The organism is Ancylobacter terrae (assembly GCF_045108345.1).
Taxonomy (GTDB): Bacteria; Pseudomonadota; Alphaproteobacteria; order Rhizobiales; family Xanthobacteraceae; genus Ancylobacter.
In genome coordinates this window covers 989,991-1,011,038 of the sequence record NZ_JBJGXH010000001.1, presented here as the reverse complement: position 1 = coordinate 1,011,038, position 21,048 = coordinate 989,991, and the positions used below count along the sequence as shown (strand labels likewise).

18 protein-coding genes are annotated in these 21,048 nt (G+C 69.7%); 6 read left to right on the top strand and 12 right to left on the bottom strand.

Annotation, left to right across the window (positions count from 1 at the left end; translation table 11 throughout):
* Position 1: 1 nt before the first annotated feature.
* The 3 genes from ACEUEL_RS04850 to ACEUEL_RS04840 are packed head-to-tail and all read right to left on the bottom strand — an operon-like array spanning position 2 to position 2,148.
* Positions 2-925 carry a DMT family transporter gene (locus ACEUEL_RS04850; RefSeq protein ID WP_405702711.1) on the bottom strand — a complete coding sequence of 308 codons (924 nt, stop codon included), beginning with the start codon at positions 923-925 and terminating at the stop codon, positions 2-4.
* Between the two features lie 54 nt (positions 926-979).
* A complete protein-coding gene (locus ACEUEL_RS04845; RefSeq protein ID WP_405702708.1) occupies positions 980-1,708 on the bottom strand; it encodes a cytochrome b/b6 domain-containing protein in 729 nt (242 codons plus the stop codon).
* An 8-nt stretch (positions 1,709-1,716) separates the two neighbouring features.
* Entirely contained in the window at positions 1,717-2,148 is a 432-nt protein-coding gene (locus ACEUEL_RS04840; protein WP_405702705.1) for a c-type cytochrome, read from the bottom strand.
* Between the two features lie 281 nt (positions 2,149-2,429).
* On the opposite strand from ACEUEL_RS04840, the gene ACEUEL_RS04835 reads away from it, so the two are divergent.
* A complete protein-coding gene (locus tag ACEUEL_RS04835; RefSeq protein ID WP_405702702.1) occupies positions 2,430-3,245 on the top strand; it encodes a universal stress protein in 816 nt (271 codons plus the stop codon).
* A gap of 6 nt (positions 3,246-3,251) precedes the next feature.
* Here the strand turns inward: ACEUEL_RS04835 and ACEUEL_RS04830 are convergent, their stop codons facing one another.
* Positions 3,252-4,100 carry a fumarylacetoacetate hydrolase family protein gene (locus ACEUEL_RS04830; protein WP_405702700.1) on the bottom strand — a complete coding sequence of 283 codons (849 nt, stop codon included), beginning with the start codon at positions 4,098-4,100 and terminating at the stop codon, positions 3,252-3,254.
* A 215-nt stretch (positions 4,101-4,315) separates the two neighbouring features.
* Between ACEUEL_RS04830 and ACEUEL_RS04825 the strand changes: the two genes are divergently transcribed.
* Genes ACEUEL_RS04825 through ACEUEL_RS04815 form a run of 3 tightly spaced genes read left to right on the top strand, consistent with a single transcriptional unit; the run spans position 4,316 to position 6,863 of the window.
* Entirely contained in the window at positions 4,316-4,918 is a 603-nt protein-coding gene (locus ACEUEL_RS04825) for a LysE family translocator (RefSeq protein WP_405702697.1), read from the top strand.
* 57 nt (positions 4,919-4,975) lie between these two features.
* Entirely contained in the window at positions 4,976-5,839 is an 864-nt protein-coding gene (locus tag ACEUEL_RS04820; protein ID WP_405702695.1) for a UDP-2,3-diacylglucosamine diphosphatase, read from the top strand.
* 10 nt (positions 5,840-5,849) lie between these two features.
* Positions 5,850-6,863: a glycosyltransferase family 4 protein gene (locus ACEUEL_RS04815; protein ID WP_405702693.1), complete on the top strand. Its 1,014-nt coding sequence runs from the start codon at positions 5,850-5,852 to the stop codon at positions 6,861-6,863.
* Between the two features lie 155 nt (positions 6,864-7,018).
* On the opposite strand, the gene ACEUEL_RS04810 is transcribed toward ACEUEL_RS04815, so the two are convergent.
* Entirely contained in the window at positions 7,019-8,023 is a 1,005-nt protein-coding gene (locus ACEUEL_RS04810) for a threonine ammonia-lyase (RefSeq protein WP_405702691.1), read from the bottom strand.
* 79 nt (positions 8,024-8,102) lie between these two features.
* Positions 8,103-8,579, bottom strand: coding sequence for an SRPBCC family protein (locus tag ACEUEL_RS04805; RefSeq protein ID WP_405702689.1), 477 nt, complete (start codon positions 8,577-8,579; stop codon positions 8,103-8,105).
* A gap of 162 nt (positions 8,580-8,741) precedes the next feature.
* Between ACEUEL_RS04805 and ACEUEL_RS04800 the strand changes: the two genes are divergently transcribed.
* On the top strand, positions 8,742-9,362 hold the full coding sequence (locus tag ACEUEL_RS04800; protein ID WP_405702687.1) for a helix-turn-helix domain-containing protein: 621 nt from the start codon (positions 8,742-8,744) through the stop codon (positions 9,360-9,362).
* 166 nt (positions 9,363-9,528) lie between these two features.
* Here the strand turns inward: ACEUEL_RS04800 and ACEUEL_RS04795 are convergent, their stop codons facing one another.
* The 6 genes from ACEUEL_RS04795 to ACEUEL_RS04770 all read right to left on the bottom strand — a co-directional run bounded on the left by ACEUEL_RS04795 (position 9,529) and on the right by ACEUEL_RS04770 (position 18,826).
* Positions 9,529-12,702 (bottom strand): efflux RND transporter permease subunit, encoded by a 3,174-nt coding sequence (locus tag ACEUEL_RS04795; RefSeq protein WP_405702686.1) that lies wholly within the window; start codon positions 12,700-12,702, stop codon positions 9,529-9,531.
* Positions 12,703-12,718: 16 nt separating this feature from the next.
* Positions 12,719-14,119: an efflux RND transporter periplasmic adaptor subunit gene (locus ACEUEL_RS04790; protein WP_405702685.1), complete on the bottom strand. Its 1,401-nt coding sequence runs from the start codon at positions 14,117-14,119 to the stop codon at positions 12,719-12,721.
* Positions 14,120-14,257: 138 nt separating this feature from the next.
* Positions 14,258-15,808, bottom strand: coding sequence for a murein biosynthesis integral membrane protein MurJ (gene murJ / locus ACEUEL_RS04785; protein WP_405702683.1), 1,551 nt, complete (start codon positions 15,806-15,808; stop codon positions 14,258-14,260).
* A 78-nt stretch (positions 15,809-15,886) separates the two neighbouring features.
* The gene (locus ACEUEL_RS04780) at positions 15,887-16,480 is read right to left on the bottom strand and encodes a Uma2 family endonuclease (RefSeq protein WP_405702682.1); all 594 of its coding nucleotides are present in this window, start codon (positions 16,478-16,480) and stop codon (positions 15,887-15,889) included.
* A 169-nt stretch (positions 16,481-16,649) separates the two neighbouring features.
* Positions 16,650-17,822 (bottom strand): DegT/DnrJ/EryC1/StrS family aminotransferase, encoded by a 1,173-nt coding sequence (locus tag ACEUEL_RS04775; RefSeq protein WP_405702679.1) that lies wholly within the window; start codon positions 17,820-17,822, stop codon positions 16,650-16,652.
* An 11-nt stretch (positions 17,823-17,833) separates the two neighbouring features.
* Positions 17,834-18,826: a Gfo/Idh/MocA family protein gene (locus tag ACEUEL_RS04770; protein WP_405702677.1), complete on the bottom strand. Its 993-nt coding sequence runs from the start codon at positions 18,824-18,826 to the stop codon at positions 17,834-17,836.
* A gap of 415 nt (positions 18,827-19,241) precedes the next feature.
* On the opposite strand from ACEUEL_RS04770, the gene ACEUEL_RS04765 reads away from it, so the two are divergent.
* Entirely contained in the window at positions 19,242-21,041 is a 1,800-nt protein-coding gene (locus ACEUEL_RS04765) for an ABC transporter ATP-binding protein (protein WP_405702675.1), read from the top strand.
* Positions 21,042-21,048 lie beyond the last annotated feature (7 nt).

The following is a 21,048-nucleotide window of genomic DNA, read 5'->3' as shown; positions in this document are numbered from 1 at the left end:
CTCACGCCACCGGCGGCGGGCCCGACGCTTCGGCTTCGCGGCGACGCTGCTCGTCCTCGTGGCGCTCGTGCCAGATCATGTAGAGGCCGGCGCCGATGACGATGGCCGCGCCGACCAGCACGATGAGCGAGGGCACCTCCGAGAACAGCGCGAAGCCCAGCACCAGCGACCAAAGCATCGCCGAATAGGTGAAGGGCGCGATCACCGAGGCGGGCGCGTAACGGTAGCTCTCCGTGAGCAGGATCTGGCCGACGCCGCCGAGAAAGCCGATGGTGAGCAGCAGCGCCGAGGCGCCCGGCCCCGGCACCACCCAGCCCCAGGCCGCCGTGCCCAGCGCCGCCACCGAGGCCAGCGCCTGGAAATAGAACACGATCGCCGCCGTGGTCTCGGTCGCGGTCAGATGGCGCACCTGCACGATGGCGCCCGCCGTGCAGATCGCCGCGCACAGGCCGTAGATCGCGCCCCAGGTCGAGGCGACATCCGCGCCGAAGCCGAGCGCCAGATGCGGCCACAGCATGATGACGACGCCGGCGAGGCCGAGCATCACCGCGATCCACCGATAGGGCCGCACCACCTCGCGCAGCAGCAGCGCCGCCATCACCACGGTGATCAGCGGCGTGGTGAAGCTGATCGCGGTGGCGTCGACCAAGGGGATGCGGGCGAGCGCGACGAAGTTGCAGGCCATGCCGATGACGCCGACCAGCCCGCGGATGATGTGGCCGACCGGATTGGCCGTGCGCACCGCCGCGCTGATCTCGCCGCGGAAGGCCAGCAGCGCGATCAGCGGGAACAGCGCGAAGAAGGAGCGCGCGAACATCACCTGCCCGGTCGGGACATCGACCGAGACGACCCGGACCAGGGCGGCCATGATGGTGAACAGGAACGTCGCGCACAGCTGCAGCGCGATCCCCTTGAGCGCGTTCATGGCGCGGCAAGGAGCATGATTGCACCCCCGCCCGCAAGGGCGATCAGCACCCCGTCAGGGAAACGGATCGCCGCCCGCCAGCGCGATACCGCCGAACACCACCCCGGCGGCGACGGCGAGGCAGGCCAGCGCCAGCAGGACCGGGCCGGGCCGTGCGGCGCCATGGTCGACATAGCCCCCGCCGCGCTTGCGGCCCGACAGCATGGCGAGGATGAGATTGTCCTTGCCGAATGCGGAATAGGCGAGATTGGCCGCCACATGCACCGCGATCAGCGCGAGCAGCACCCGGTAGATGTTGTGATGCAGCCAGCCGGCCCAGCGCACCACGGCGCCGGAGACGACGGTGGAGAGCGGCGCCTCGACGATGATGTCGTCGGTCAGGAACAGCCCGCTGGTCGCCTGCGCGCCGACGAGGACGAGCAGCGCCACCACCACCCAGCCGCCCGCCGGGTTGTGGCCGAGGAAGCGCGGCGCCCGCCCCGACGCCAGCCCGCGGACATAGGCGAGGATCGCACCCGGTCCGCGCAGGAAGCCGGCGAAGCGCGCGGTCGAACCGCCGACGAGGCCCCACAACAGGCGGAACACCACCACCACGAGGATGGCGAGCCCGTTCCACATGTGCCAGACGAGGCCGACATCGCCGTAATACTTGCTGAGGAAGGCGCAGCCGACCAGCACGACCAGCGCCCATTTGGCGAGCCGGGTCGGCAGGTCCCACGCCAGCACGGTGTCGGAGCGCCCGCCATCGGCGATGGCTCCGGGGGACAGCGTACGCTCCGACACCTCCACGCTCACTTCTTGAGGCGGAACGTGTCGTGGCAGGTGCCGCAATTGCGGATCACGCCGGGGAAATTGGCCTTGAAGCTGGCCTCGTCGGTGATCGCCGCGCGCGCCGCGGTGGCGTCCGCCTCGAGCTTGGCGAACAGCGCCTTGAACTCGTCGTTCTTCTGCCAGATCGCCGGCGCCGCGGCGGTATCGCCCTTGTCGGAACCGGCCGGGAACAGGCCCGGCAGCACCTTGGCGTTCTTGGCGTAGGTGTCGAGCGCCGCCTGCACCGTGGCGAGATCGAATTTCTCGCCCTTCAGCATGCCGCCGACCGGCTTGGTGGCCTCGCCGAACTGCTTCAGCAGCGCCTGCCGCTCCTTGATCGGATCACTCTGCGCCGCGACCGAGGTCGCGACCAACGCCACAGTGGCACACACCGCCAGAAAACGCCCACGCATCAACAATGCCCCTCATGATTCGTCGAGAATGCCGCCCGTGCGGCTTTCGCACCTTAGAGAGGCTCCGGACTGGCCGGCAATTCGCGCAACGTCACTCTCGCGGGCTCGTGATCGGCGCGGGTGCACGGAAGCGCTTGCATTTATGAAAGCGATCGATCGAACTTGACCGCGCAACGGCAGGTGTTTCCCCCAATTTCGTGCATCGTCGCAGTGACGTTAGGTTACGCCCGGGTCCCGGAGACAAGACAAAGCCACCCCCGACCCTACCCGAGGATTTCGCCATGGCCATCCGCACCATCCTGCTCCACGCTGCCCCCGACAGCGGCTTCCAGAGCCGGCTCGACTTCTCGATCGGCCTCGCCCGCCAGACCGGCGCCCGCATCCGCGCGATCTACACGCTCTATCCCGCCGGCGTGCCCGCCGTCGGCCGCGCGCTCTCGATCTACATCAACGAACTGCGCCGCGAGGCCAGCGCCAAGCAGGCCGAGATCGCCGGCATCTTCGACAAGGCGATGTCCGCCGCCGGCCTGCCCGGCACCTGGGAGGTGATCGACGGCGAGGTGGCGAGCGTGCTGCGCGACGCGGCCTTCGCCGCCGACCTCGTCGTGGTCAGCGAGACCGAGGACGGCTCGCAGGACGACTACCTCGCGGTGGAACTGCCGCAGCACCTGGCGCTGGGCTCGGACGGGCCGGTGATCATCGTCCCCACCGGCAAGCCCGTGCCGGCGAAGATCGGCCGCGTGCTGATCGCGTGGAAGCCCTCGCGCGAGGCCGGCCACGCGGTGCGCCTCGCCCTGCCGCTGCTCGCCCTCGCCGAGGCGGTCGAGGTGCTGACGATCGGCGACGCCGCCGGAGCGCGCTCGGGCGCCGCCCTGACGTCCCATCTGGCGGCGCACGGCGTCAAGGTCGAACACCTGCACCGGGAGGCTGCCGACGCCGAGGCCGCCGACCTGATCCGCGCCGAGTTCGACCGCTTCCGCGCCGATCTCCTCGTGCTCGGCGCCTACAGCCGCTCGCGCTTCGCCGAGCTGGTGCTGGGCGGGGTGACCCGCTCCTTCACCGAGCACCCGCCCGGCGTCGTGCTGCTGGCGCACTGAGGCGGCTCAGCCGGGGAACGGCACCACGGTCTGGCGCTGTTCCCCGAGCCCGGTGATGCCGAGCGTGACGACGTCGCCGGCCTTCAGGAAGACCTGCGGCTTCATGCCGAGGCCGACGCCCGGCGGGGTGCCGGTGATGATCACGTCGCCGACGTCCAGCACCATGAACTGGCTGATGTAGGACACCAGCGTCGCGACGGGGAAGATCATCGTCGTGGTCGAGCCGCGCTGGCGCTTCTCGCCATTGACGTCGCACCACAGGTCGAGCGCCTGCACGTCGGCGATCTCGTCCGGCGTGACCAGCCACGGCCCGAGCGGGCCGAACGTCTCGGCGCTCTTGCCCTTGATCCACTGCCCGCCGCGCTCGCCCTGGAAGGCGCGCTCGGACACGTCGTTGGCGAGGCAGTAGCCGGCGATATGGGACAGCGCATCCGCCTCGTCGACATAGCGGGCCTTCGTGCCGATGACGATGCCGAGCTCCACTTCCCAGTCGAGCTTGGTGGAGCCGCGCGGCACGATGACGTCGTCATTCGGCCCGACGATGCAGTTCGGCGCCTTGGAGAACAGCACCGGCTCGCTCGGAATCGGCATGCCCGCCTCGAGGGCGTGGTCGGCGTAGTTCAGCCCCACCGCCACGAAATGGCCCGGCCGCGCGACGCACGGCCCGATCCGGGTGCCGGCCGGAACCACCGGCAGGCTGGCGAGGTCGAGCGCAGCGAGCCGGGCAAGGCCGGCCGGCGAGAGCGCCTCGCCGCCGATGTCGGCGACGACGCCGGACAGGTCGCGGATCGCGCCGCTGGAATCGAGGATGCCGGGCTTCTCCTGCCCTGCGGTGCCATGTCGTACGAGTTTCATGCTTCAATCCTGCGCGATGGGGCCGACGGGCGGCGCGCCACCTTAGTCGATGCCGGCCGCGAACGGCACCCTGCCGCGACGCGGCTGCGGGCGATTTGCCTCCCGCTCCCCGGGTGCCGTCCGGGGCGGAGGCGGGACTCGCGGAGGTTGCCGGGAGGCGCCCATTTATGTCAGTATAGCTGACATAAAAATCGTACCCCTGAGGAAACGCCGCCGTGACCCCGCATGCCGTCTCGCTGTTCCTGTTCGCGGTGGCGGGCGCCTTCACGCCCGGCCCGAACAACCTGATCTCCGCCGCCTCCGGCGCCACCTTCGGCTTCGGCCGTACGCTGCCGCAGATCTTCGGCGTCGTGATCGGCTTTCCGGTCATGGTGCTGGCCGTCGGCATGGGGCTCGGCGGCCTGTTCGCCGCGGCGCCGCAGCTTCACCTGATTCTGAAGCTCAGCGGATCCGCCTATCTCCTTTACCTCGCGTGGAAAATCGCCCGCGCCGGCGAACTCGGCGCCGCCGCCGGCCTCGCCAGCCCGCTGACGCTCTGGCAGTCCGCGCTGTTCCAGTGGGTCAACCCCAAGGCCTGGACATTCGCCCTCAGCGTCGTGCCGGCCTTCACCACGCTCGGCGCCTCGGGCCTGGATCTTCTGGCGGAAGTGCTGGTGATCGCGGCGGTGATGGGCGCCGTCACCCTGCCCGCGCTCTCCGCCTGGGCGGGGTTCGGCGTGGCGCTCGCCCGCATCCTGTCGAACCCGCGCCAGCGGCGGCTGGTGAACGGCGTGATGGCGGCGCTGGTGGCGCTCAGCGTCTTCACCCTGTTCCTGTGAATCGATGCTGTAACAGCGTCATAAAAGCGTTGCCCGACTCGGGGTTATCTCCGGGTCATGAATCAGATCGCGAACATCGTCCTCCGCGACGACGAGGCTCCCGAACTGGTGCCGGAGGAGCCGGGCCAGCGACGCTTCCGCGCCCTGTTCCTCTCCGACATCCACCTCGGCACCAAGGGTTGCCAGGCCGAGCTGCTGCTCGATTTCCTGAAGTTCCACGACGCCGACACCATCTATCTCGTCGGCGACATCGTCGATGGCTGGCGCCTGCGCTCCGGCTGGTACTGGCCGCAGACGCACAATGACGTGGTGCAGAAGCTGCTGCGCAAGGGGCGCAAGGGCACCCGCATCGTCTACCTCCCCGGCAACCATGACGAGTTCCTCCGTGACTATTACGGCACGCATTTCGGCGGCATCGAAGTGGTGGAAACCGCCATCCACGAGGGCGCCGACGGGCGCCGCCACCTCGTTATCCACGGCGATGTATTCGACGTCGTCGTGCGCCACGCCAAGTGGCTCGCCTTCCTCGGCGACGGCGCCTACACCACCGCGCTGGGCATCAACACCTATCTCAACTGGGCCCGCCGCAAGCTCGGCTTTCCCTATTGGTCGCTGAGCCAGTGGGCTAAGCTGCGGGTGAAGAACGCGGTCAACTTCATCGGCCGCTTCGAGGAGGCGGTGGCCACCGAGGCGCGCCGGCACAAGGTCGACGGCGTCGTCTGCGGCCACATCCACCACGCGGTGATGCACGATGAGTTCGGGGTCGCCTACATGAATTGCGGCGACTGGGTGGAAAGCTGCACCGCCCTCGTCGAGCACGAAGACGGGCATTTCGAGATCATCGACTGGGGCCGCCGGCGCCCGGCCGCCGACGAAACGCCCGATTCCGCCCTGCTGCCGCCGCCCCGCGTTGCCGCCTGATGGCCGCCTGATGCGCGTGCTCATCGCCACCGATGCCTGGCGCCCGCAGGTCAACGGCGTGGTCCGCTCGCTGGAGCACACCGCGCGCGAGGCGCAGGCGCTCGGCGTTGCGATCGATTTCCTTACCCCCGCCGCCTTCCGCACCGTGCCGCTGCCGACCTATCCCGAAATCCGGCTGGCGCTGGCGACGCCGGGCATGATCGCCCGGCAGATCGAGACGCTCGCCCCCGACTTCATCCACATCGCCACCGAGGGGCCGATCGGCCTGCTGGTGCGCCGGGCCTGCCTGAAGCGCGGGCGCAGCTTCACCACCAGCTACCACACCCGCTTTCCCGAATATCTCGCCGCCCGCCTGCCGATCCCGCTGCGCCTCACCTATGCGTGGCTGCGGCGCTTCCACAATGCCGGCGCCGGCACCATGGTCTCCACCGGCACGCTGGAGCAGGAGCTGCGCGCGCACGGCTTCCGCAACCTGCTGCGCTGGTCGCGCGGGGTGAATGCCGAGCTGTTCCGCCCGCGTCCCGAGGTCGATCTCGGCCTGCCGCGGCCGATCTTCCTGTATGTCGGCCGGGTCGCGGTGGAGAAGAACATCGAGGCGTTCCTCGCGCTCGACCTGCCGGGCAGCAAGGTCGTGGTCGGCGAGGGCCCGGCGCTCACCGAGCTGACGGCACGCTATCCGGCGGCGCATTTCCTCGGCATGCGCCAGGGCGAGGATCTCGCGCGGGTCTATGCCGGCTCCGACGTGTTCGTGTTCCCGAGCCTCACCGACACCTTCGGCATCGTGCTGCTGGAGGCGCTGGCGAGCGGGCTCCCCGTCGCCGCCTTCCCGGTGGCGGGGCCGGCCGACGTGATCGGCGACGCGCCGGTGGGCGTGCTCGACCCCGACCTGCGCAAGGCGGCGCTGGCCGCGCTCGACATCGACCGCGCCGCGGCGCGCGCCTTTGCGCTGCGCCACAGCTGGCGGGCGTGCACCGAGCAGTTCCTCGGCAATATCCGCGCCGTGTGCGGGACGACGGCGGGCTGAGGGGGACTGGCTGCCTTCGGCAGGGCTTCGTCATGCCGGACCGGCCGTCAGGCTGTATCCGGGATCGCGCGGGACGCTGGCTCGGAGGCCGATCCCGGCTGTCGCCTGCGGCTCGGCCGGGATGACGGCATCGGGAACGGTTGATCCAGATAGCCTCAGGCGCGCCCGGCCACCCGCAGGCATTCGGCGAAGGTGGCGGGATCGACATTGCCGCCCGACAGCACGATCGCCGCCGTCCTGCCCTTGAGATCGAGCCGGCCGGCCAGCACGGCGGCGAGCCCGACCGCCCCGCCCGGCTCCACCACGATCTTGAGCTCCTCGAAGGCGAAGGCGACGGCGCGCGCCACCTCCTCGTCGCTCGCGCTGACACCCGCACCGACCAGCTTCGAGCTGATCTCGAAGGTCAGCCGCCCCGGCGTCGCCGCCAGCAGCGCGTCGCATATCGAGCCCGACGAGCGGGCATTGCGGGCGCGCGTTCCGGCCGCGAACGAGCGGGCGTGGTCGTCGAAATCGGCCGGCTCGGCGGTCATGATGCGGGCGTCGGGGAAGCGCTCCTTCACCGCCAGCGCGATGCCCGAGATCAGCCCGCCGCCCGAAGCGTTGGCGATCACATAGTCCGGGGCGAGGTCGCGCGCGGCGAGATCCTCGGCGATCTCGAGCCCGACCGTGCCCTGCCCGGCGATGATGTGGAAATCGTCATAGGGCGGCACGAAAGTCGCCCTGCGCGCCTGCGCGATCTCCGCGGCGATGGCGTCGCGATCATCAATGTCGCGGTCATACTCGACCACCTCGCCGCCGAAGGCGATGGTCCGCGCCCGCTTCACGGCGGGGGCGTCCTTCGGCATGACGATGACCGAGGCCATGCCGAGCAGGCTCGCCGCCGCCGCCACGCCCTGCGCATGGTTGCCGGAGGAACAGGCGACCACGCCGCCGGCCCGCGCCGCCGGATCGATCCGCGAGATGCGGTTATAGGCGCCGCGGAACTTGAACGAGCCGGTGCGCTGCAGCGGCTCGGCCTTGATGAAGATGCGCCCGCCGGTGATCTCGTCGAGCCGCGCGCTCGACAGCAGCGGGGTGCGGATCGCGACGGAGCGCAGCCGCTCGGCGGCGGCGGCGACGTCGGCGGCGGACGGCAGGTCGGGATGCGGGGTTTCGCTCATGCCCGCAGTCTAGAGCACCCGGCGACCGAAATCATCCGATCGCCGCATGCACCCCGCGCATGCCGCTCCGCGCGCGAGGCTACTTGGCGGCGTCCCTCAGCGAGGCGAGGCCGGAATCGTAGATGCCGGTGATCACCTCGGCCGCCTTGGCATCCGGGGCGCCCTTGGCCTTGAAATGGCCGGTCCAGGTGATGGTCGAGCCGGTGCCGTGCGGCTTCACGCTGATGGTCGACATGTAGTCGGCGACCGGGAGCGGGCTTTCGAGGATCTTGTAGCCATAGCTCATGGTCTTGTCGTCGCGGGCGGTCTGCTCCTCGACGATGGTGCCGCCGCCCTTGAGGTGCAGCGTGCGGATGGTGGCGCCGCCCTTCTGCGACAGGTCGCATTTCTCCAGCGCCGGATGCCACGATCCGATCTGGCAGAAGGCACCGATGGTTGCCCACGTCTTGGCGGGCGGCGCGGCCACCTCGACCGAGCGGGTCACCTCGATCGCGAGGGCGGGAGTGGCGGCAACGGCGAACAGGCCCGCGAGCAGCAGGCTACGACGGACGGACATGGCGTTTCCTCGAACATTTTTGCACGGACGGCTCTGCGGCCGCCCGGCGTGAGCCTACGCCTCGCCCATTCCCGCGCAAGCGGTGCGTGGCGCGCCGTGCGGGGCTTGCACCGCGCGGAAGCCGCGACCTAATGTCCGGAACGTTCATCGCCTGGAGTATCCATGTCCGGCCGCACGCGAAGTCTCGACCGGGTCGGCATGGATGCCGGCGCGCAGGCCATCACCGGCCAGCTCGGCCGCACCGTCCAGCGCCTGCGCAAGGCCTACAACCTCTCGCTCTCCGAGCTCTCCGAGCAGTCCGGCGTCGCGAAGTCGATCATCAGCCAGATCGAGCGCAACGAGACCAACCCGACGCTGGCCACCGTCTGGCGGCTCTCGCAGGCGCTCGACATGTCGATCGAGCGCTTTCTGGCGGCGAGCGACGACGAGCCCTTCGTCGAGCACCTGACGCGCGCCGACACGCCCATGCTGCTGTCGGAGGACGGCAAGTGCCGGCTCACCATCACCGGCTGGATCAAGACGGTGGAATGGCTGCAATGGTTCGATTTCGTCGCCGATCCCGGCGGCGAACTCGTCTCCGACGGCCACCAGCGCGGCTCGGTCGAATGCCTCTCCGTGCTGGCCGGCACGCTGGAGGTGGAGTGCGGTGACGTCGTCGAGCGGGCGGTCGCCGGCGAGACGCTGCGCTACCGCTGCGACCGCCGCCACGTCATCCGCAATCCCGGCCCGGAGCCGGCGCATGCGACCATGGTGTGTCTGCTCAAGGCGGCGGTGCTGGACTGAAGGCGGAAACGCTGGTTTCCCGGACAAGCGGCGCGCAGCGCGGCGCCGATCCGGGACCCAGGAGAGACGGCGCGCAGCGACCGGACCAGGGAAGCGCCACGGCGGATTCTTCCCTGGGTCCCGGATCTACGCTCGGCCTTCGGCCTCGCTTGTCCGGGACACGCCCCTACTCCGCCGGTGCCGGCGCGGACGGCTCCGGCTCCTTCGGCTTGCGCCGGCCGAGATTGGCCAGCCAGCGGGTGAAGACGTAGAAGCTCGGCGTGAACAGCAGGCCGAACACCGTCACGCCGATCATCCCCGAGAACACCGCCGTGCCCAGCGCCTGCCGCAGCTCGGCGCCCGCCCCCGTCGCGCGCACCAGCGGCACCACGCCGAGGATGAAGGCGAGCGAGGTCATGATGATGGGCCGCAGGCGCAGCTGAGCGGCGTGCCTCGCCGCTTCGAAGCGGTTTTCGCCGCGGTCCTCGAGCTGCTTGGCGAACTCGACGATCAGGATGGCGTTCTTCGCCGCGAGGCCGATCAGCACGATGAAGCCGACCTGGGACAGGATGTTGTTGTCCTGCCCGCGGTACTGGATGCCGACCACCGCCGCGATCAGGCACATCGGCACGATCATGATGACCGCCAGCGGCATGGTCAGGCTCTCATACTGTGCCGCCAGCACGAGGAACACGAACACCACGCCGAGCGCGAAGGCGAAGATCGCGGTGTTGCCGGCGTTCACCTGCTGGTAGGCCAGCGCCGTCCACTCGAAGGCGAAGCCGTCCGGCAGCGTCTCCGCGGCGATCTGCTGCATCATCTGGATCGCCTGCCCCTGCGAGGTGCCGGCGGTGGTGTTGCCGTCGAGCTCCGCCGCCGGATAGAGGTTGTAGCGCGGCACGCGGTAGGGGCCGGAGATGTCCTTCACCGTGGCGAAGGAGCCGAACGGCACGGTCTCGCCGGTGGCGTTCCGCACCCTGAGGCGCAAGAGGTCATCGGGCGTCAGGCGATAGGGCGCGTCCGCCTGCGCCTGCACCCGGTAGGTGCGGCCGAACAGGTTGAAGTCGTTGACGTAGGACGAGCCGATATAGACCTGCAGCGCGGCGAAGGCGTCGGCCATGTTGACGCCGAGGAGCTGCGCCTTGGTGCGGTCGATGTCGAGGAAGAGCTGCGGCGTCGAGGTCTCGAACAGCGAGAACACCTGGGTGAGGCCCGGCGTCTGGTTGGCCCGGCCCATCATCGCGTAGACCGCGCCCTGCAGCGCCGCCGAGCCGCGCCCGCCGCGATCCTCGATCATCATGCGGAAGCCGCCGGCATTGCCGATGCCCTGCACGGGCGGCGGCTGCACGACGATCATGAAGGCTTCCTGGATCGACGCCAGCTTGCCGAACAGCGCGCCCTGGATCGCACCCGCGGATTCGCGCGGGTCCTTGGCCCGCTCCTCGGCGGGGCCGAGGATGACGAACATGGCGCCGGCATTGGGGGCGTTGGTGAAGGTCGCGCCCGAGAAGCCGACGATGTTCACGACATGCTGCACGCCCGGCGTGTCGAGGGCGAGCTTGGCCGCCCGGGTCATCACCTCGTTGGTGCGCTGGAGCGAGGAACCGCCCGGCAGCTGCGAGGCGACGATCAGATAGCCGCGGTCCTGCGCCGGGATGAAGCCCTGCGGCGTCGAGCGGAACAGCTCGAAGCCGTAGAACAGCACGCCGGCATAGACCAGCAGCACCACGAAGGAGATGCGCACGAGGCGCCCGGTCAGCCAGCCATAGCCGTTGGAGAGTCCGTCGAAGCCCTTGTTGAACAGCCGGAAGAAGCCGACCACCGGCCAGGCGTACCAGCGCACCCGGCGCTCCTTCGCGTGCGGCTTCAGCAGCAGCGCGCACATGGCGGGCGACAGCGTCAGCGAGACCAGCAGCGAGATCAGCGTCGAACCGGCGATGGTCAGCGCGAACTGGCGGTAGAACTCGCCGGAGATGCCGGTGATGAAGGCCGAGGGGATGAACACCGAGGCCAGCACCAGCGAGATCGCCACCAGCGCCCCGCCCACCTCGTCCATGGTCTTGTAGGCGGCATCGCGCGGCGACAGGCCGGTCGAGATGTTGTGCTCGACGCTCTCCACCACGACGATGGCGTCGTCGACCACGATGCCGATGGCCAGCACGAGCCCGAACAGCGACAGGTTGTTCAGCGAGAAGCCGAACAGGTTCATGATGAAGAAGGTGCCGATCAGCGAGACCGGGATGGCGAGGATCGGGATGATCGCCGCCCGCCAGGTCTGCAGGAACAGCACCACCACGATGACGACGAGGATCACCGCCTCGATGATGGTGTGCTCCACCGCCTCCACCGACTGCGCGATGAACTGCGTCGGGTTGTAGGCGGTCGAATAGGTCATGCCCGCCGGGAAGCTCTTGGCGATCTCGCGCATCTGCGCCTCGATCGCCTGCCCGGTGGCGAGCGCGTTCGAGCCCGGCAGCTGGAAGATGCCGAGCGCGACGGACGGCTTCGAATCGAAATAGGAGATCGAGGAGCTGTCTTGCGCCGCGATCTCGATGCGCGCGACGTCGCGCAGCCGCACCACCGCCGTGCTGGTCTGGCGGATGACGATGTTGCCGAATTCCTCGGGCGTCGACAGGCGCCCCAGCGTGCGCACCGCCACCTGGAAGGCGAGCTGATCCGGCACCGGCGGCGCGTTCAGCACGCCCGAGGCGACCTGCACGTTCTGCGCCCGGAGCGCCGCCGTCACATCGGCCGAGGTCAGGTTCAGCGACTGCAGCCGGGTCGGGTCGAGCCACACCTGCATGGCGTAGTCGCGCGAGCCGAACACGGTGATCGAGCCGACGCCCTTCACGCGCTGGAGCTGGTCCTTGATCTGCAGGTTGGCGTAGTTCGAGATGAACAGGTCGCTGCGCGAGTCATCCGGCGAGAACAGGCTCACCACCATCAGGATGTCGGGCGAGGCCTTGGCCACGGTCACGCCGATCTGCTGCACCTCCTGCGGCAGGCGCGGGGTGGCGACGGCGACGCGGTTCTGCACCTGAACCTGCGCGATATCGAGATCGGTGCCGACCTCGAACGTGACGGCGATGGAGAAGCGCCCATCCGCCGTCGAGTTCGAGGATATGTAGATCATATTCTCGACGCCGTTGATCTGCTGCTCGATCGGCGAGACCACGGTATCGGCCACCGTCTCGGCGCTGGCGCCGGGGAACTGGCCGGTGACGTTCACCACCGGCGGGGCGATGTCGGGATATTGCGCGATCGGCAGCGAGACGAAGGCCACGCCGCCGAGGATCATCACGAAGATCGAGACGACCGCCGCGAAGATCGGCCGGTCGATGAAGAAGTGCGAGAAGCGCATGTGACGGCTCCCCGCGTCAGTTGGTCTTGGCCGGGGCCGATCCGCCCGACCCCGCCCCACCCGCCGGCGCGGCGGCCGGCGAACCGCTTGCCGGAGCGGCTGGCGCAGCACCGCCCGCCGGCGTGGATGCGGGTGCGCTATTGGCGGGAGCCGGTGCGGGCGCGCCATTGGCGGGAGCCCCGCCGGCCGGAGCCGGTGCGGGCGCGCCGCTGGCGGGGGCGGCCGCGGGGGGCGCCGCTTCCTGCGCGACCACCTTGGCGCCGGGGCGGATGCGCACCATGCCGTTGACGACCACCCGGTCGTCCGGGCCGATGCCGTCGGTGATGATGCGCAGGTCGCCCTGCAGGCGGCCGAGCGTCACATATTTGATCTGCGGCGCCTGCGGCTCGCTGCCCGGGCCCATCACATAGACGAACTTGCGGGTCTGCTCCGTGCCGATGGCGACGTCCGGCACCAGCAGCGCCTCGTGCGGCGGGGACGCGGGAACCTCGACGCGGCCGAACATGCCCGGCGTGAACAGGCCGTTGGGATTGTCGAACTTGGCGCGGGCGCGGATCGTCCCGGTGGTGAGCTGCAGCGCGTTGTCGACGAAGTCCATCACGCCGTTATGGTCGAAGCTGGTCTCGCCCAGCAGCCGCAGGCGCACCGGGATCGGATCGATCGAGGAACCCACCACCTGGCTCGGCTTCCGCGCGATGCCGAGCTTCTGGTAGCGGATATAGGCCGCCTCATCGACGGTGAACTCGAAATAGATCGGATCGATCGAGACGATCGTCGCCAGCAGCGTATTGGTGTTGGCGCCGCCGGCGCCGCCGGTGACGAGATTGCCCACCGACGCCCGGCGGTCGCCGATGCGCCCGTTCACCGGGGAATGGAGCTGGGTGAAATCGAGGTCGAGCTGGGCGGCGCGCATCTGCGCATCCGCCGCCGCGACCGAGGCGCGGGCCGAGCGCTCGGTCTGCTGGCGCTGGTCGAAGGCCTGCTTGGAGATCGCCGTCGAGGTGCGGTCCTGCAGCAGCGTCTGCGCGCGCTGGAGGTCCGAGGTGGCGAAATCGAGATCGGCCTGCGCCTTGGCGAGATTCGCCTGCGCCTGCTCGAGCGCCACCTGGAACGGGCGCTTGTCGATGGTGAAGAGCAGGTCGCCCTGCTTCACCGTCTGGCCGTCGCGGAAATTGATGCTGTCGAGATAGCCCGACACGCGCGCATAGACGTTCACGGTGTCGATCGCCACGAAGCGCCCGACATACTCGTCGTAATCCGTCACCGTCTTCTTGATCGGCAGGGCCACGGTGACCGGCGGCGGCGGGGGCGCCGGCTGCGCCTGCTTGGGCTGCTCCTGCCCGCAGCCCGCGGCGAGGAGACCGAGGATAATCACGGGCGCGAATCGGAACGCAGGGCGCGAGTGGGCGAGACTCATGACGGCAATAATCCAGAACAGGGTTTGCGGCCGGGCCATACCGGTTCCGCGTGCCGCCCGCCGTCCCGCATCGGCAAGCTGGTGCGGCAACGCAGTAGCATGATTTTGCTGCACTGCGTAAGCCGCACCAGGACACCTTTATTCGGCGACTCCCGCCTTCTTGCGCCCGAACAGACTCCGCAGCCGGGCGGTGCCGACCAGCCGCCAGACCAGAACGAGATAGACCAGCCCGCCGGCCATCAGCGCCAGGAACAGCCGCGTCTCGTCGCGGAACGCCGGCAGATGCTCCACCACCGGGGCCAGCAGATAGACCGCGCCGGCGAGCACGCCGGCCAGCACCAGCGCGGCGCCGATCAGCCGGGGGGCGGCATGGCGCAGCGTCGCGTCGCCGGCCATGAAGCCCTGCCGCCGCGCGAACCACATCAGCAGCAGCAGCGACACCCACCCGCCCGTCGCCGTGCCGAGCGCGAGGCCCACCTGCGCGAGGCGGTCCATCAGCAGGATCTTCAGCGCGATGTTCACCCCCGCCCCGCACAATGTCGCGATCACCGGCGTGGTGGTGTCGGAACGGGCGTGGAACGGCGCGATGAAGGCCCGCATCACCACGAAGGGGATCAACCCGACCGCATAGGCGGCGAGCGTCATCCCGGCGGCGTGCGCATCCTCGGCGGTGAAGGCGCCGCGCGCGAACAGCGCCCGCATCAGCAGGTCGGGGATGGTGAGCGCTATCGCCATGAAAGGCAGCGTCAGCAGCAGCGTGAATTCGATCGCCCGCGCCTGCGAATGCCGGGCGCCGTTCTCGTCGCCGGCGGCGAGCTGGCGCGACATCTGCGGCAGCAGGACCACGCCCACCGCGATGCCCACCACCCCGATCGGCAGCTGGTTGATGCGGTCGGCGTAGTAGAGCGCCGCCAGCGCCCCCTGCGGCAGGAAGGAGGCGATCAGCGTGTCGGCGAACAGGGCGAGCTGCACCCCCGCCGAGCCGAGCACCGCCGGCCCCAGCGCCTTCAGGAAGCGGCGCGTGTCGGGATCGAGGCGCGGCCGGCCGGGCCGCAGCGCGAGGCCGTGCGTGCCGGCATCGCCCATCAGCAGGAACAGTTGCAGGAAGCCGGAGATCAGCACGCCCCATGCCGCCGCATGGCCGGCGGTGGGGAACCAGCCGGCGACGGAGAGCGTGCCGACCATGGCGACGTTGAGCAGGATCGAGGCCGCCGCCGCCGCCCAGAACCGCTCATTGGCGTTCAGCACGCCGCCATAGAGCGTCACCAGCGCGATCAGCCCGAGATAGGGAAAGGTGATCTGCGTCAGCGTGACGGCCAGCGCGAACCGCTCGGGATCCTCCGCAAGGCCCGGCGCCAGCAGGCTGACCACCTGCGCCGTCCCGGCCAGGGCGAAGCCGAGAAGCACGAGCTGCACCACCACCACGGCGGTGAGGATGCCGTTCGCGAAGAGACGGGCCCGCTCCGGCCCCTCCTGCGTCATCACCCGCGTATAGGACGGCACGAAGGCGGCGTTGAACGCGCCTTCCGCGAAGATGGCGCGGAAATGGTTGGGCAGGCGAAAGGCGATGAGGAAGGCATCCGCCACCGGCCCCGCCCCGAGCACCGCCGCCATGACGATGTCGCGGATGAACCCGGTCAGCCGCGAGAGCAGCGTCCAGCCGCCGACCGAGAAGATGTGCCTGATCATGAACGCCCGGCCCGTGCGAATCGCTGCCGCACGCTAGAGCCCTTCCCGCTAGGATGGAACATCCGGACGGGACGGGCTCTAGCCAAGCGCGCCCTCGCCCGCCAGCGGATCGGGGAAGTCGACGTCCTCGTAGAGTTCCGCCATGGCGAGGCTGGTGCCGATCTCGGGTAGGCCGATGACCTCGCCGAGCCCGTCGAACTGGGCGAGTTCCCACGCATCTCCCGGCGCTCGCCACCAGAGCAGAGCACGCGGCAAATCCGGCTCGACCAGCAGGATATAGGTGAGCGACGGCAGCGCCTTGTATTCCTCCAGCTTGCGCACGAGATCGGTCTGGCGGGTGGACCGGGAGAGCACTTCGAGCACGAGGCGGGGCGACGAGGCTTCGTAGGAAGTGTCGATCCGCGGTCCGCAATCGACCATCGCATCCGGGCGGCGGATGCTGCCCGTCATGGTGGCGACGGCAACGTCCGCGGTGCGCGCTCGACAGGGAGAGCCACGCAATCGATCGCGCAGCGTCCCCAGAGCGTTGAGTGTGATTGTATCATGCCGCTGACTCGCCCCGGTCATCGCCTTGACCGGCACGCCGTCGACGAGTTCGTAGCGCACGCCCTCCTCGCCGGGCCAGCGATAGAACTCCTCGGCTGTCATGCGCTTCAGGGCAGGCGGCGCCACGGGATCAGCTCCAGGTCGAGAACCGCCCCAGTGTACAGGCGCCGTCCCGTCCCGTCATGGCCGGGACGGTCCCGGCGATGGCTGATTTTCCGTTGGGCACCGTTTCGGAAAAGACAATGCCCGGGACACGCCCGGGCATGATGTCATGAGGCAGGCCGAAGCGCCGCGCTCAGGCCGCCAGCGCCCGGCGCACGGCGGCGATCACGCGATCCTGTGTCGCCGCGTCGAGATAGGCGTGGATCGGCAGGCTGATCACCTCGGCCGAGAGCTGCTCGCACACCGGCAGGCCGTTGCCGGCAGCCGGATAATGCTTGTAGGCGGGCTGCCGGTGCATCGGGATGCGGTAATAAACCGCCGTCGGCACGCCCTCCTCCTGCAGCGCCGCCGCAAAGGCCTCGCGCGTGCCCGCCGGCAGGCGGATGGTGTACTGCGCCCACACCGAGGTGGCGCGCGGATCGACCACCGGCACCGTGCAGACATCCGCCAGCGCCTCGGAATAGCGCTTCGCCGCCGCTTCGCGCGCGGCGATCTCGTCCTCAAAAATCGCCAGCTTTTCCAAGAGGATCGCCGCCTGGATGGTGTCGAGCCGGCCGGTCATGCCGATGCGCACGTTCTCGTATTTGTCGGTGCCCTGCCCGTGCTCGCGCACACTCTTCAGCACCGGCACGAGCTCGTCGTCATCGGTGAGGATGGCACCGCCGTCGCCGAAGCAGCCGAGCGGCTTGGCCGGGAAGAAGCTGGTGGCGGTGGCGTCGCCGAAGGAGCCGGTGCGCTTGCCGTTCCAGGTCGCGCCGAAGCCCTGCGCGGTATCGCACAGCACCTTCAACCCGTGCGCCTTGGCGATGGCGAGGATGGCGTCGAGATCGGCCGGCTGGCCGAACAGGTCGACCGGGATCACCACCTTCGGCGTGAGCCCCTCGCGCACGGCGACCTTGATCGCCGCTTCGAGGCTGGCCGGGTCCATGTTGAAGGTGTCGGGCAGCACGTCGACGAAGACCGGCGTCGCGCCCACCCACGGCGCCACCTCGGCGGTGGCGCAGAAGGTGAAGGAGGGGCAGAATACCGCATCCCCGGCCTTCACGCCCCACGCCATGAGGATGAGGGCGAGCGCGTCGGTGCCGCTGGCGCAGGAGACCGCATGACGCGCGCCGGCGAAGGCGGCGAGCTGCGCCTCGAAATCCGTCACCTCGGGGCCGTTGAGGAAGCGGCAATGCGTCAGCACCCGCCCGACCGCCTCGTCGATCCGCGTGCCGAGGCGCGCCCGCTGGGCGGCGACGTCGATGAAGGGGATCGGGGCCGGCGCCGCCGCGACGGGAGCCTCGGCCTTCACGTGCGAGTTCATGCCGTTTCCTTTCAACTGGCGGCGCGGATCAGCGGCGCCACATCCGCCTTGTCGGCGGCGCTCGGCAGGCAGCTGATCGCGACGGCGAGGCTGGCGACGCCATCCTCGCCCGAGACGTCGGGACGCGCGCCGGAGCGGATCGCGTCGATGAAGCGGGTGAGCTCGACCCGCAGCGGCTCGGCATAGGCGACCGAGAGGTGCCGCATCGAATAGGAGCCGTCGGGCTTGTAGTCCGAGCACTCGGTGACCTGCCGGGTGAGCAGGTCGCCGATGATGTATTTGCGCCGCGTCGCGACGTGCACGGTGCGCGCCTTGAACGGGGTGAGCCAGTTCGTGTTGATGTGCGCCAGCACACCGCTTTCGGTGCGGAACTGCAGCAGCGCGATGTCCTCGCGGTCCGCGACCGCGCTCTTCACCTGCGGCTGCACCTCGGCGATCTGCGAGCCGGTGAAGTGGCAGATCAGGTCGATGTCGTGCACGGCGAGGTCGATCACGACGCCGACATTCGACATGCGCGGCGGGAACGGGCCGACGCGGGTGATGCCGATGGAGAGGATCTCCTCGCCCTGGATCGCCTTCTTGATCGCCTCGACCGCCGGGTTGAAGCGCTCGACATGGCCGATCATCAGCGCCACGCCCTTGTCGCGCGCGGCGGCGACGATGGCCTCGCCTTCCTCGACGCTGGGGGCGATCGGCTTCTCGACCAGCACATGCGCGCCGGCGGCGATAGCCTTGAGGGCGACGGGATGATGCAGGTGCGTGGGAGCGGCGATCACCACCGCGTCGACCCCCAGCCCGAGCAGCGCCTCGACGTCGGCGACCGCCTTGCAGCCCAGCACCTCGGAAACCTTGCGGCCCTGCGCCAGATCGGGATCGGCGATGCCGACGAGCGTGGCGCCGGGAAGATCGGTGAGCACCCGGGCATGGTTGGCGCCCATGACGCCGACGCCCACGACACCGACGCGGATCGGCGCCGTGGCGGCCGGCACAAGAGTCTCAGTCATTCGCGAATCCCTAAGCTGCCCCCGCTCGAACAGGCGCGGTCTAGCATGGGCCGGCGGGGGGCGCGAGACTCCGCGATTCGGGAAGTCCCGGCTCGCGCTTCAAGAATTGCATCGCACTGTTACGCATCCGATAGGCGCGAACACGCTGCCGATCGCGCCGGCACTTGCCAGACGCTGCGGCTTTCCCTATGGTCCGGCCCGTTTCGCGCCTCGAACAGGGAGGGATACGCATGCAGCCAATGCCGTTCTGCGCCTCTCCCGTCCATCGCGACCGCTAGGTCCATCCGACCTCCGGCGCGTCGCGCGGTCCGCCTCCCCGAGGCCTGACCCGCGTTTCTCCCGCGGTGCACCGCACCCGCGAAACCCAACCGATCGCTTTCGAGGACGGCCGCATCCGGCGGCCCGTGTGAAACCCATGTCGGCATTTCTCGACCTGCGGGGCGCATCCGCGTTCCGCTCCGTGCTCGGCTTCGTGCTGCGCCACTGGCGGCCCCACCGCGCGCTGATCGCCGGCATGGTGGTGGCGCTGCTGGCCATGACGCTCGCCGATGTCGCCCTGCCCATCTTCGCCGGCCGCCTGGTCGACGCGGTCGCCGCGAACGCCCCGCGGGAAGCGGCGCTCGACGCGGCGTTGCGCGCCTTCGCCGCCATCGTCGCGCTCGGCCTGCTCATGCTGGTCGCCCGCTCGCTGGCGATCTTCGGCATCGTGCGGCTGACCATCGAGGTGATGGGCACCATCGCCCGCGACGCCTTCGCGCGGGTGCAGCGCTTCTCCGCCGACTGGCACGCCAACACCTTCTCCGGCTCGACCGTCCGCAAGGTGACGCGCGGCATGTGGGCGGTGGACCTGATCCACGACACGCTGCTGCTGGCGCTCATCCCCTCGGCGCTGGTGCTCATCGGCTCGACGGTGATGCTGGCGCTGCGCTGGCCGCTGATGGGGCTGTTCGTCGGTGTCGCGGCGCTCGGCTATGTCGCGCTCACCATCGCTCTGTCGCTCGGCTTCGTCGCCCCGGCGGCGCGCCTGTCGAACGCCTGGGATACGCGGCTCGGCGGCGCGCTCGCCGACACCATCGGCGCCAACGCGGTGGTGAAGACCTTCGGCGCGGAGGCGCGCGAGGACGTCCGGCTCGCGCGCATCGTCGCCAAGTGGCAGGGCCGCACCCGCCGCACCTGGCAGCGCGGCACGGCGAGCGAAGGGCTCCAGACCGCGAGCATCCTGGTGCTGCGCGCCGGCGTCATCGGCGCCGCGCTCTGGCTCTGGTGGGCCGGGCGCGCGAGTCCCGGCGACGTCGCCTACGTGCTGACCATGCTGTTCGTGCTGCAGGGCTATCTGCGCGAGGTGGGCCACCACATCAGCAACCTCCAGCGCTCGGTCAACGAGATGGAGGAGCTTGTCGCGCTGCACGACGCCCCGCTCGGCGTGGTCGACCGGCCCGGCGCCGCGCCGCTGCGCATCACGCGCGGGCGGGTGGAGTTCGAGCAGGTCGGGTTCCACTACGGCAACCATGCGAGCCCGCTCTACGATGACTTCTCGCTGGTCATACCCGCCGGCCAGAAGGTCGGGCTGGTGGGGCATTCGGGCTCGGGCAAGACGACGTTCGTCAAGTTGATACAGCGTTTGCACGATGTTACGGGAGGCCGCATCCTCATCGACGGACAGGATATCGCGCAGACGACACAAGTATCCCTGCGCGCGCAGATCGCCATCGTCCAGCAGGAGCCGATCCTGTTCCACCGCTCTATTGCCGAAAACATCGGTTATGGGCGGCCGGGGGCGTCGGCGGGGGAGATCGAGCGGGCGGCGCGGCTCGCCAATGCGCACGACTTCATCGCCCGCCTGCCGCGCGGCTACGGCACGCTCGTCGGCGAGCGCGGCGTGAAGCTCTCGGGCGGCGAACGCCAGCGCGTGGCGCTGGCCCGCGCCTTCCTCGCGGACGCGCCGATCCTGATCCTCGACGAGGCGACGTCCAGCCTCGACTCGGAATCGGAGGCGCTGATTCAGGAGGCGATGGAACGGCTTATCGCCGGCCGCACGGCGATCGTGATCGCCCACCGGCTCTCCACCGTGCGCGCGCTCGATCGGATTCTCGTGTTCGAGCGCGGCCGCATCATCGAGGACGGCGATCACGACAGCCTCGTCGCGCAGCCGGACGGCACCTATCGCCGCCTGTTCGAGCGGCAGGCGCTGGGGCTGATCGACGACCCATCATGATACCTCA

Bases quoted from the DNA above. Each gene is read 5' to 3' on its own strand.
- ACEUEL_RS04830 (WP_405702700.1), bottom strand. From the start codon at position 4,100: ATGAAACTCGTACGACATGGCACCGCAGGGCAGGAGAAGCCCGGCATC.
- murJ (WP_405702683.1), bottom strand. From the start codon at position 15,808: ATGATCAGGCACATCTTCTCGGTCGGCGGCTGGACGCTGCTCTCGCGG.
- ACEUEL_RS04835 (WP_405702702.1), top strand. From the start codon at position 2,430: ATGGCCATCCGCACCATCCTGCTCCACGCTGCCCCCGACAGCGGCTTC.
- ACEUEL_RS04770 (WP_405702677.1), bottom strand. From the start codon at position 18,826: ATGACTGAGACTCTTGTGCCGGCCGCCACGGCGCCGATCCGCGTCGGT.
- ACEUEL_RS04850 (WP_405702711.1), bottom strand. From the start codon at position 925: ATGAACGCGCTCAAGGGGATCGCGCTGCAGCTGTGCGCGACGTTCCTG.
- ACEUEL_RS04815 (WP_405702693.1), top strand. From the start codon at position 5,850: ATGCGCGTGCTCATCGCCACCGATGCCTGGCGCCCGCAGGTCAACGGC.
- ACEUEL_RS04795 (WP_405702686.1), bottom strand. From the start codon at position 12,702: ATGCGCTTCTCGCACTTCTTCATCGACCGGCCGATCTTCGCGGCGGTC.
- ACEUEL_RS04775 (WP_405702679.1), bottom strand. From the start codon at position 17,822: ATGAACTCGCACGTGAAGGCCGAGGCTCCCGTCGCGGCGGCGCCGGCC.
- ACEUEL_RS04805 (WP_405702689.1), bottom strand. From the start codon at position 8,579: ATGTCCGTCCGTCGTAGCCTGCTGCTCGCGGGCCTGTTCGCCGTTGCC.
- ACEUEL_RS04840 (WP_405702705.1), bottom strand. From the start codon at position 2,148: ATGCGTGGGCGTTTTCTGGCGGTGTGTGCCACTGTGGCGTTGGTCGCG.
- ACEUEL_RS04790 (WP_405702685.1), bottom strand. From the start codon at position 14,119: ATGAGTCTCGCCCACTCGCGCCCTGCGTTCCGATTCGCGCCCGTGATT.
- ACEUEL_RS04800 (WP_405702687.1), top strand. From the start codon at position 8,742: ATGTCCGGCCGCACGCGAAGTCTCGACCGGGTCGGCATGGATGCCGGC.
- ACEUEL_RS04765 (WP_405702675.1), top strand. From the start codon at position 19,242: ATGTCGGCATTTCTCGACCTGCGGGGCGCATCCGCGTTCCGCTCCGTG.
- ACEUEL_RS04820 (WP_405702695.1), top strand. From the start codon at position 4,976: ATGAATCAGATCGCGAACATCGTCCTCCGCGACGACGAGGCTCCCGAA.
- ACEUEL_RS04810 (WP_405702691.1), bottom strand. From the start codon at position 8,023: ATGAGCGAAACCCCGCATCCCGACCTGCCGTCCGCCGCCGACGTCGCC.